Origin of the sequence: uncultured Corynebacterium sp., from assembly GCF_945649885.1 — a bacterium.
Lineage (GTDB): Bacteria > Actinomycetota > Actinomycetes > Mycobacteriales > Mycobacteriaceae > Corynebacterium.
The window spans coordinates 1-10,627 of record NZ_CALZFS010000102.1; the positions used below are offsets into that span (position 1 = coordinate 1).

The 10,627-nt window shown below is 57.1% G+C and carries 11 protein-coding genes and 1 pseudogene; 7 read left to right on the forward strand and 5 right to left on the reverse strand.

What is annotated here, in order from left to right; translation table 11 throughout:
* Positions 1–1,448 (reverse strand): glycosyltransferase (locus Q0M74_RS10605; protein ID WP_293954226.1); only part of this gene is annotated, 1,448 nt, incomplete at its 3' end.
* A gap of 72 nt (positions 1,449–1,520) precedes the next feature.
* Complete coding sequence (locus Q0M74_RS10610; RefSeq protein WP_293954229.1) at positions 1,521–2,459, reverse strand: WcbI family polysaccharide biosynthesis putative acetyltransferase; 939 nt, start codon at positions 2,457–2,459, stop codon at positions 1,521–1,523.
* Positions 2,460–2,522: 63 nt separating this feature from the next.
* Here Q0M74_RS10610 and Q0M74_RS10615 point away from each other — a divergent pair, with 63 nt between their 5' ends.
* The 7 genes from Q0M74_RS10615 to Q0M74_RS10645 all read left to right on the forward strand — a co-directional run bounded on the left by Q0M74_RS10615 (position 2,523) and on the right by Q0M74_RS10645 (position 8,335).
* On the forward strand, positions 2,523–3,458 hold the full coding sequence (locus Q0M74_RS10615; protein ID WP_293954231.1) for a glycosyltransferase: 936 nt from the start codon (positions 2,523–2,525) through the stop codon (positions 3,456–3,458).
* A complete protein-coding gene (locus tag Q0M74_RS10620; RefSeq protein WP_293954233.1) occupies positions 3,455–4,393 on the forward strand; it encodes a glycosyltransferase in 939 nt (312 codons plus the stop codon). Before Q0M74_RS10615 ends, Q0M74_RS10620 begins: the two co-directional genes overlap by 4 nt.
* Positions 4,390–4,533 (forward strand): hypothetical protein, encoded by a 144-nt coding sequence (locus Q0M74_RS10625; RefSeq protein WP_293954235.1) that lies wholly within the window; start codon positions 4,390–4,392, stop codon positions 4,531–4,533. Before Q0M74_RS10620 ends, Q0M74_RS10625 begins: the two co-directional genes overlap by 4 nt.
* On the forward strand, positions 4,530–5,489 hold the full coding sequence (locus Q0M74_RS10630) for a glycosyltransferase (protein WP_366088204.1): 960 nt from the start codon (positions 4,530–4,532) through the stop codon (positions 5,487–5,489). The genes Q0M74_RS10625 and Q0M74_RS10630 overlap by 4 nt, the downstream gene beginning before the upstream one ends.
* 4 nt (positions 5,490–5,493) lie before the next feature.
* Positions 5,494–6,243, forward strand: a complete 750-nt coding sequence (locus Q0M74_RS10635) for a galactosyltransferase-related protein (RefSeq protein WP_293954237.1) — start codon at positions 5,494–5,496, stop codon at positions 6,241–6,243.
* Positions 6,244–6,510: 267 nt separating this feature from the next.
* Positions 6,511–7,617 carry a hypothetical protein gene (locus Q0M74_RS10640; RefSeq protein ID WP_293954239.1) on the forward strand — a complete coding sequence of 369 codons (1,107 nt, stop codon included), beginning with the start codon at positions 6,511–6,513 and terminating at the stop codon, positions 7,615–7,617.
* A 235-nt stretch (positions 7,618–7,852) separates the two neighbouring features.
* The gene (locus tag Q0M74_RS10645; protein ID WP_293954241.1) at positions 7,853–8,335 is read left to right on the forward strand and encodes an FABP family protein; all 483 of its coding nucleotides are present in this window, start codon (positions 7,853–7,855) and stop codon (positions 8,333–8,335) included.
* Between the two features lie 284 nt (positions 8,336–8,619).
* On the opposite strand, the gene Q0M74_RS10650 is transcribed toward Q0M74_RS10645, so the two are convergent.
* From Q0M74_RS10650 to Q0M74_RS10660, 3 genes and pseudogenes are all read right to left on the reverse strand, one after another.
* Complete coding sequence (locus Q0M74_RS10650) at positions 8,620–9,072, reverse strand: SRPBCC family protein (RefSeq protein WP_293954243.1); 453 nt, start codon at positions 9,070–9,072, stop codon at positions 8,620–8,622.
* Positions 9,073–9,152: 80 nt separating this feature from the next.
* Positions 9,153–9,803 (reverse strand): hypothetical protein, encoded by a 651-nt coding sequence (locus Q0M74_RS10655; protein WP_293954245.1) that lies wholly within the window; start codon positions 9,801–9,803, stop codon positions 9,153–9,155.
* A gap of 174 nt (positions 9,804–9,977) precedes the next feature.
* Positions 9,978–10,627, reverse strand: a pseudogene (locus Q0M74_RS10660) (hypothetical protein); the annotation flags it as partial.

Consider the following 10,627-nt stretch of genomic DNA (forward strand, 5'->3'; position numbering starts at 1 on the left):
TAGCCGATCATGGTGTCATCGAAGCCTCCGACCTGATTAAACAGTGTTCTGGAGGTGGCGAGTGCGGAGGAGATGATGAAGCGCCAGGATGTTTCATCAGCCAGACGGAGGTCATCGGTCTTAAACCACCCATCCTGTAGCCACTGGGGTTCCACACCATCCTGCAGGCGGGTACCCACTACAACGCTGCGTTGATCAGCAGCTACCCACCTGCTCACGGCGTGGAGAAAACCAGGGCGCGGAACAGTGTCACCATCTAGAAACACCAGTGCCTCATGGCTGGCAGCACGTGCACCCAGGTTCCTTGCAGTCGCAGCGCGGAACCCTTGATCCTCCTGGCGCACCACGGTGATGGGTAGGTGAGAGGTCATTGAAGGAGCTGTGGTGGAGCCGTCATCGGCGATGATGATCTCCAGCTCGCCCTCAAAGCCATCGGCTTCAATCCCGCGGATGACCTCGCGCAAGGAGTTAATGTCGTTGTAATAGGGGATGACCACACTGACAGATGCGGTCTGTTCTGTGAGTACCGGTGCGTTATTACCACGCAGCCACGGCCCGAAAGCATCAATCCACAGGTCCTGCCAGGCAGTAGCCGCCTCCGGCCAGCCCCAGTGATGATGATGCCTTACAGGCTCGGAAAAGCTTTTATCCTCCGCGGCTGCTGCCAGGGCTGTCGGCCAGTCAGTGACCAGGACTATCTGCTCGGGATGATCCTGCGCGACTTCACGGGCATAGTCGCTGTCACTGATCAGGACACGTCGACCGGCAGCCAACCAGCGCATCAAGGATCCAGATGCGGAGAAATGCCGGTGGGCACAGACGGGGATGGCAATCTTTGAGATCTCCTCCCAGAGTCGCTCTTCGGGCAGGTAGCCGGTGACCTCAACACCGTGAAGCTTCATGTCTTCATGGCCGGGGGAGTAGCCACTCAGGGCCCGGACGGTGAAAACATCACTCAGGCTGGCGATCTCAGCGATGTCTTCATGACCTTTACCGGGGTAGATGAATCCGAGGATCCCGATGGTGCCTGGTTCAGGCCCCTGTCCCTTGAGATCTGGCGCTGTGGGCAACGGCAGGGGAAGGGACGTGATGGGGGAGTTGAAGAAGGATGCTTCATGCCGTGAATTAGTCACAGCCAGATCAGCAGCTGCAGCCAGACGCTGATAAGCCAAGCTGCGGCGTTCAAACCTTGCCTGCCCTTCCTCTGGCTGTGGCACATCATGGAAAGACACGCTGAAAGGATGACCTGCCACCATCTCCAGTACAGCATCCACGGCAGTGTCAGGATCCGGGCCGAAGAGGTGGTCGGTGAAGGTGACATGCACCGGGCCCGGAGCTAGCTTGTCTCCCAGCTTGGCGATGGAACCACCGGTGTGATCAGCAAGCAGACGGGCATATTCTGTCACCCCATGTTCCGGCGGGCCGACAATCAGATGGGTGATGTTCATGCATATGCCCCTTCACTGTAGGTTCGCAATCCTATCAAATATTTTTAATGTCTCGTGTGGAAAATAACAGCTTCATGTGCCCACCAAACCCAGCACCCGCAGCCGTTCAGCATGTCTCTCCAAGCCTGCGATCACTACTGAAGGATGCTCACGGTAGAACTCCAGATGCGACTGCTCAATTTCCTCCATGGATGCTGAACTCCATTCTGTGCGCCCAGTCACCGATACTCCGAAAACCCGTGCCGCCTGGGCATCCACCGGTGCCTGCAGCCCTCCCAACAGCTCACGGTCCGGATCTTGAATGTCGCCAGGGAGCCCCAGGGCATCCATGACCCGGCGCGCAAGAACCATCAGTGTGCTGTTGTCGGGGTGGTTGATGGTGTGCCAGACGGGGGCGGTTTCTACATAGTCGGAAATTATCACGGTGTCGTGGATGGTTTCGCGTCCGCGTAGTTCGGAGATGCTCATCGCGGCACAGGTACGTAGTGCGGCATCGGAGGGTTCCACGCTCATGGCCTCGGGTATTCCAGAGACAGTCGCCAGGATGCGGAGATCGTGGTAGGGGGTCACCGGGGGATTAAGTGATGGATCCAGGGGTGCACGGATGATGGCGTGATAGGGCATGAGTCCGTCAAAGCGCAGCACCGGGAAGGTCACCACCTGGGCAGCTGCGGGGAGGAATGCTGCTAATTGGGTGGTGCCACAGACAAGGCCACGGTAGTCATCGCGTACTGGTTGCATCACCAGTATGTCCACGGTGTTGAGTACCAGGTGCATGAGGCAGACGTCTTCTTGTGTCCATTCGTGGATGGGTGGGATGCGGAAGGAGTTCACCATTCCGGTGGAGTCCAGCAGGATGCGTAGGGATTCTGCCTGGCAGTTGCCCACCACGGCCACGGTGGGTAGATCGTCGCGTTGGTGGGGGAGCCGCAGCCCGTAGAACTCCCCATAGTGTTCGCGCCGGGGGTTGGTGGGCCTGGCGGGCTCCCTTTCCAAACCAAACATATTCATCTTATGTAATGTATCATTACACAGGCGTTAGTCATGTCACATTCAGGTAAAGGTAGTGTCGTAGTGCTCAAAATACTATCCATTCCCGCAGGCCATCCCTACCCGCGTGCCCTTGAACCTCAACAAGGCTGGGCGGATATCACGGTGCTGCCAGACCCGATCACCAACAAGGATAACCCCAAACAGTGGTGGCCGCACCCGGCTTTTGAACCCACCTGGTGGGAGGGTCAGGCAAAAGGCGTTGATCTGGTCCATGTGCACTTCGGCTTTGAACACCTCACGATTGAGCGAACACGCCGCTTCACACAGCTTCTGCTCGAGAAGAATATTCCCCTGGTACTGACCGTCCATGACCTGGACAACCCCCACCTGGAAGACCAGAGCAACTATCACCAGCAGCTACATATTCTCATCCAGGCAGCAGCACACGTGTTCACACTCTCGGAGAAGGCACAGGGGATCGTCGATAAGCACTATGGGCGCCTACCTGAGATCACCCCGCACCCGGTGATCACCGCCGGGCGTGCACGTCCCAGCACAGACCGCGCCGGGGTATTCCTCAAATCCGTACGCGCCAACGTGGTGAGAGATCCGCAGTTCTACCGCGACTTGGGCGCAGAGATCTACATCCATCAGGATGCACCGGCGCAGTTGAAGGCGATTGCTCACCACATCCACGAACCCCTCAATGATGCCCAGCTTTATGCTGCCATCACGCGCCACCCCGTGGTGGTCCTGCCCTATGACCGCGGCACCCACTCAGGCTGGCTGCGCATGTGCCGCGACCTCGGCGTGAGCGTGGCCGTACCAGACCATGGATGCTACAAGTCCCAGATGCCTGACGACGCCGGCGTGGCCACCTACCGCACAGGCGATGGTAAGGACGCCGCCCGCGTGGTCGCCCTCCTGGAAGAGCAGTACCCCATACGTCCCGCAACAGTCCCGGATGTGAACTCCCAACACCGAGATGTGTACCTCGCCCTGGCAGATGAGCAGTGAAGATTGCCGTTATCGCGCCAGGCCGTCACCCGATAGTCGAGCCCTATACCGGTGGCCTGGAAGCCTATTGCGGAATTCTGGTGGATGGTCTGCGCGCACTGGGCCACCAGGTGGATCTCTATGCCGCTGCTGGCTCAGTGGGACATGTGCAGGAGTTTGAATTCCCGGTCCCTGATTGGGAGTGCACCGCCGCTGTCCAGGCACTGCAGACCGATCACGCCTACCCACCCGGCCACTGCGACGTGGAAGATGCCGCCTTCGCACGGTTGCGCACACACCTGGAAAACAGTGATTATGACGTGGTTCATAACAACAGCTTGCATCCTGAGCTGCTGTTATCCACGACCTTGCCGCTGGTGACCACCCTGCACTGCCCACCGGTAGAGCGTATGGCTGAGGTGGCAGGGCAATCACATAGCCACTTCACTGCAGTCAGCCAGACCACCGCTGACCGTTGGGACCTGCCAGGCATCACCGTGATCCCGAATGCTGTGGACACAGACGTGTGGAGGGAAGGCCCCGGAGGTGATGCTGCCATCTGGTTTGGGCGCATCGTCCCGGAGAGAGCACCTCACCTGGCCATTGATGCCTGCCGTGAAGCCGGAATCCCGCTAACCCTGGTGGGTAGATGTGCCAACCCCACCTACTGGGCGCAAGAGATCGAACCCCGCCTGGGAGTGGGCGCCCGGTGGATCGGCACCCTCAACCATGCAGAACTCGCCGAACGTGTCCGACACTCCCAGGTGGCTGTGATCACCCCGGAATGGGAAGAGCCCTTCGGACTGGTCTGCATTGAAGCCATGGCATGCAGCACCCCGGTAGCAGCCTTCGCACGCGGTGGCATGCAGAGATCCTGCACGCCTCACCCTGCCCAACTGTTCCCCCAGGCGATGTGGACGCCCTGGCACACGCCATCCGTCATTCCACCACCGTGAACCGGAAAGCTGTTGCCCGCTACGCCCGTGACAACTATGGACTTGAACACTTCCTGGAGCGTTATCTGGCCATCTACACATATGTAGCCACTACTGCAGCATATCCAGCTGCAGTCCGACCCGAGGAGACACTGGCATGACCACCAACATGATCATCGGCATGTACGCCCACCACGCAGGAAGCGGCCACCTTCACCGCGCACGCGCCATCCAACACCACCTGGATACAGACTCAGTTGTCTTCTCCTCCGCAGAAGGCGCAGACATCACCCTGCCCTTAGACCTGGACCCAGATTCCGCCCCCGATGATCAGACAGCAGGCGGCACCCTGCACTGGGCCCCGGTGGGAGTAGAGGGACTCAGCACACGGTTAGCGATCATCGCCCAATGGATCGCACGACACCACCCCAGTGTCTTCTATGTGGACTGCTCAGTGGAAGTCGCCGCCTTTGTCCGCCTCATGGGCATCCCCGTGATCACCATCGCCATGCCTGGAGTGCGCTTTGATGACACCCACCAACTCGGCTACTCCCAGGCCAGTGCCATCATCGCCGCCTGGCCAGATTGGGTACCCATCCCACCACACCTGACAGCCCATGCTGATCGCCTCCACATGGTGGGTGGGATCTCCCGGTTTGAATCCATCGATGGTGGGGAGACTGCTGCTCAACGCGAGGGTGTGGTGATCCTACGTGGTGTGGGTGGCGATGACTTTGACAGCCAGGACTGGCCCGAAGCCACAGTCCTGGGGGGGGGAGACGTGCTTGTCAGCGACCCCACACCCCATCTACGCGCAGCATCCGTGGTGATTGCGACAGCGGGACAGAACTCCGTGGCTGATATCGCCCTGACTGGTGCACCAGCGATCATCTTCCCCCAAGAACGCCCCTTCGGGGAACAATATGCCACAGCAACCATCCTGGAGGAGGCTGAGCTTGCCGTGGTGCCACCCAGCTTCCCGTCCCCTGCGCAATGGGAAGAACTGATTGAGCTGGCTGCCCACCGGGCCGAGAACTGGCACCGCTGGCAGACCGCGGGTGCAGCCCAGCGTGCAGCGGCCGTGATCGACCAGGTGGCAGCCAATAACAAGGGATAGGGCCATGAAGTACGCAGTGCTCACCATGGCCGATCAATCACGACAAGCCCACGTGGACATGCAGCTGGCAGGCCTGAAACGTTGGGCACCCAACACCCCGCACTATCACGCCCCACTGGGCGAAGACCGCAACCTGGCGCGCGCCCGCAATCACGCAGCCACCATGGCACTTGAAGGTGGTGCCGAACTGCTCATCTTCCTTGATGCAGACTGCATCCCAGGCCCCTTCCTGATCAAAAGATACGTGGAGGAGGCACGACAATGGCCAGGCGAGATCCTCTGCGGTCCGGTGACCTACCTGGGCCCACCGGGGCCTGAGGGCTATGACCTGGACGAGCTGGAAAGACTGACCAATCCACACCCAGCCCGTCCCAACCTGCCTGCCGATGAGAGCAGACACGGCACCGAAGAAGAATGGAACCTCTTCTGGTCACTCTCCTTCGCCTTATCTGCCGCCACCTGGCTGGAAAGCGGCGGCTTTGATGAAAACTATGTGGGCTACGGGGCAGAAGACACCGACTTCGCCTACCGCCTCCACACCCAGGGCAGGAACCTGCGCTGGGTGGGCGGCGCACACGCCTACCATCAGTGGCACGCAGTCTCATCCCCACCGGTAGAACACCTCGACGACATCCTCGCCAACGCCACCCGCTTCCACACCACCTGGGACACCTGGCCCATGCAAGGATGGCTCACACAATTCCAGGAAATGGGACTGGTGGACTACCGCGCCGGGAGATGGGTGAAGAGGTAGAGAGCTTATCGACGCCTGGCATTCTTCTGCGCGCAGTTGGGCATAACGTTATTTGCATGTGCTACCTGCTGGAACTGGTGAACAGCGGTGAAGTGAGAATTTGTATACAGATCGACCTGCCTGCCTGGGGGTACAACTGGAGCCCCCTCCACAGTGTTCTGATGCGGAAACTAATGTGAACAGCAATTTGATCTGGTACTTCTAAGACTGCCAGTCATCTCTGATCCGGCGACCACCGTTTATCAGTAGATGCGTGGTTTGTGAACTTTGAAAGAAGAACAAGTGCACGCAGGTAGAATATTTTCCTTTATAAGTATAATCGCTCTTTTTGCCCTCACAGGATGTGGTGAAAGCGGAACCACCCCGGAAGAAACTGCTACCAATGAAGTTAGTGCTTCAAGTACTTCTTCTGTACAAGCGACTATGCCAGAGGTCGGAGAAGCAGTCGAGGCTCCAGGAGTAGTACTAACAGTAGACACCATCTCGGAGTCGGATCACCTCATGTTGCATGCGGATGGGGTTAAACGCGGTGTTAAGCCGGATGAACGTCTCGATGCTCCATTGGGAGGCCGGTTTGTTACCGTATCTACCACTGTGAAAAACACGGGTCTTGATTCCTGGGACTTAACGTGCAGCTTCGACCTTCAAACACATGTATTCAATGAGCAAGAACAAAAATTTGACCCTATTGATGAGCTTGATCGTCTCCTTGACAACCCTGAGTGCAATGACTCTATAAATCCGGGTTTTGAAAGTGCGATGAAGTGGTCTTTTGCTGTCCCTGAAGACATTGAAATTACCCATTTTGGCTTCGCTGACCCGGAGACAAACTATAACGATCTGACGATGATTAACATCACTGGTGCAGCGTCTGAAATGCCTATGACTTCATCACCGTCCGCTACCTCCACGGTAGCTGATGCCCCAGCCCTCATCCACCAGACAACTAGTCAGGTTCCACAGTCAGATCCGGTACCGGTGGATTGTCAGATGGGCCTTGGTCCCATCATAACCTCGTGGTCTGATGGCACTGTCGGAGGATGGTCCCAGTATTGCCAAGACGTTCACGATGAAGTGCTTGCTGGTGAAATTGCAGCTAACACCCCAGTCTGTGACGGCGTTGTTTGCACTTACCCCAGTGGGGCAACCATGCCGGACCCTAGCACACCTCAGATCCCTTCTGATACCAGCGGAGCAGTGTGCGACGAAATTCAGTGCGTCTACCCGAACGGATATATTGCGCGGATTGGTGATCAGAATGTTCCGAATTATCTCAAGCCAGGGAACTCTCCGTGGGTTCAGGGACAAATTGATTGGCAGAATTGCCTAGACAGTGGGAAAACCACTGAGCAGTGTCGCGAAGAGCTGAACTAAGTAAATTCACAATCAGGTGGGGTCTGAGCCTGCTAAGGCGTGACCCTCGATTGAGTTACCGGAGGAATGTGGCTGCTGGGACATGTTGCATCAGAAAGCTGAATTCAAAATTTTAGGGCGATATTTAGCAAGGTCACCATCGCCGAGGTCATCCAGCTCTGAATGCCGTACATTACTGAGCCATGCATACAGGTAGGAAAGCACAGGTATTTGCAGACAACTACGCTCGTAAAGCATGGAACTCCACCCAAACCTCGAACCCTACGAATTCCTCATCGGCACCTGGACAGGCCCCGGACGCGGTTACTACCCAACCATCGAAGGCTTCTCCTTCCAAGAAACCCTGACCTTCACCACCATCCCCGGCAAACCCTTCTTCCGCTACGAACAGAAGACCATGGGCCCCAAGGGACCAATGCACACAGAACTCGGCTTCCTCCGACCAGTCGGCCACGGAAAACTCGAATTCATCCTCGCCCAACCAACCGGACAAACAGAACTCCTCGAAGGCACCGTCCGCGAAGACGAATACTTCCTTCACTTCGAATTCAACAACTCAACCCTCACCAACTCCGGGAGTGCCAAACTGGTAGAACAAACCGCCCGCACCTACACCTTCAACGGTGATCGCGCCGCGTTGACCACACGTTTTGATATGGCAGCTGTGGGGGAGCCCCTTCAGCAGCACCTGGAAAGTGAACTCACCAAAGAGGGATAGTCAAACTTTCTCATTACTGCACCACCAACCTTTATTTTGGGTGGTGTTGTTGGTATGTGAATTTCAGCTTCCGTTCAGCGGCCAGCACCCCGATGCAAGCCCCGGAGAAAAGGCATCTCGTCCTGGGCTCCGAATCAACCTGATACCCGGCGGCACTGGGGTTGATCTCCGAACTGGTGACGCTGCTGACAGCTGTCACCGGTTAAAAGCGACAGGGCATGAAAAAAACCGGCTGAGCATCTTGTGAAAGATGTTCAGCCGGGAAGAACAGGGGGAGAAGCCGGTTACTCGACTGATACCGCCAGGTTGGCCAGGGAGCCCTCGAGTTCCTTTTCATCCAGCAGTGGTGGGTTGAACTTCTGCTGCACCTCATCGCTGACCTGTGACCAGTCGTAGGTCAAACTGACCTCTGTGGTGGAATCATCCACGGAATTGAGCTCCCAGACCCACTGCCAGCCCTGGGGATTCTGCCCTGCGGGGGCGGTGGCCCATGCCAGCAGCTTGTGCTCGTTATAGCCGACTACATGGTTGTCAGTCTTGTAGGCACCGTTGGGCCCCTCCATGTTCATGGTGAAGACCTGTCCAGTGGCCTGAATACGGTCAGACTTCTCATCGGAACGCACACGTCCTGAGGAGTCAAATTCCTTGTGCAGCTCTGGATTTGAGATCACATCCCAGATCTGGGCCACTGGGGAGTTGACGGTTCGGGAAACTGTGTACTTCTTTGTCTCGGTCATGGGCCCACCCTAGGTATCAGTCCCGTGGTCCGCAATGACACCTGGCCGAAAGCTGTGGGAGGTACTGCCATTGTCAGAGGTCAGCGGGATCTGTGATCTGCTGCATGCTCGCGAATTCTGTTCTGTAGCGCACTGATGAGTAAGGCGTGGTGTTGATTGCAGGACTCAATCTGGCGGGTGAGATCTGCTAGACCCGCCCGGATATGAGCAGGGGAGTCGGTTGTCTGGGTGCGCCCTTCAGCCTCGAGTGCTGTATCCCGGACCTGTTCCAGTTGTAACCCCAACTCTGCGGCAGAACGCAGGATATCGGTGTTGTCACCGGTGGAGGTGAGAAACTCCGACCAGGTTCCCAAGACTGCGGCGAGGTGGTTCTGCTCTTTGAGCACCCTATGACGAAGCTTTTCCAATTCCTGGTGGAATCCGTGTTTATCAACTGCAGCGGGGATGGTGAATGTTCGAGGTGTGATCTCATTACGGCTGAGATTGCTGTATTTTTCATCCGCCAGTTGGTGCAGCAGGGAGGTCAATGCCATGTGGGTGACCGGGGCCCACCTCGCTTCGAGCTGGCGTTGGTGGAAGCGGTTGATGAAGACTGTGGTCAGCAGGAAAGAGACCAGGCCGGCAGCAAGACCGGAGAGAATCACCATCTCCTGCCAGATCGTGGTGGAGATATCCAGCCACAAGATGATGCCGATGAGCACCAGTGCCCCAATCACGGTGACAAGATGCACGGTGGAGTGAAAGATCCGGGTTGTGGTCTGGAGGGCTATTGGTGACTCTTTTCTCATCCAGGGCATAGAAGCTTATGACTGTTGAACTGCTTTTATCTCCGATCATAGTGGAGTGGAACATCTCGGGTGCTGGGTAGACAACACCCACCAGCACCCCAGATAGCTTCCAGTGACCTACTTCTTCTTACCTCGGTATATCAGTGCCTGAATGCCGAAGATCATCACGGCAATAACCATGAAGAAGGAGGCCACGACACCTGCGGCTCCGATATTCACCATTCCTGCAATCCCCAGGACATTACTCACGGCGAAAACAATGCCGGTGGCGATACCCCACTTCTTAAAACGGCTAGCAGCCTTGTTGCCTCTCTCAGGAACCTGGGGAGTGTGCACCTGTACTGCCTGCGGCACCTGGGCAGAGGGCTGCCAGGTGTTCATCGGATTGGGGAATGCCTGCAGTTGATGTTCCATGGCACGGTTCATCAGCTCTTGCGGTGTCGGGTCTGGCTCAACAGAAGGCGCAGTAATCTCATCTATCTGCGGCTTGTTTTCCAGAATGATGCTGGGCTCAGGAACAACAGTCATACCGTTCACGGACATCACAGGCTCTGGAACTGTCGGAACCTTTGACACAGCAGGCACTGTTACCGGCACTGCGGGAGTTTCCGATCTCGTTGGCAGCGCCGCCACCACAACCTGCTCTTCAACCAGGATCTCTTCACCATTCATGCCTGTCAGCCGTTCCGCAGCCCAGGCACTGAAATCTTCCTGCCGCATCAGCGGCTTGTCATAACGTAAAGCCAACGCCATCTTTCCGTCATCTG

What these genes read in the sequence shown, in the direction of transcription:
- Q0M74_RS10610 (WP_293954229.1), bottom strand. Translation starts at nt 2,459, where the DNA reads ATGAATATGTTTGGTTTGGAAAGGGAGCCCGCCAGGCCCACCAACCCC.
- Q0M74_RS10630 (WP_366088204.1), top strand. Translation starts at nt 4,530, where the DNA reads ATGACCACCAACATGATCATCGGCATGTACGCCCACCACGCAGGAAGC.
- Q0M74_RS10635 (WP_293954237.1), top strand. Translation starts at nt 5,494, where the DNA reads ATGAAGTACGCAGTGCTCACCATGGCCGATCAATCACGACAAGCCCAC.
- Q0M74_RS10645 (WP_293954241.1), top strand. Translation starts at nt 7,853, where the DNA reads ATGGAACTCCACCCAAACCTCGAACCCTACGAATTCCTCATCGGCACC.
- Q0M74_RS10650 (WP_293954243.1), bottom strand. Translation starts at nt 9,072, where the DNA reads ATGACCGAGACAAAGAAGTACACAGTTTCCCGAACCGTCAACTCCCCA.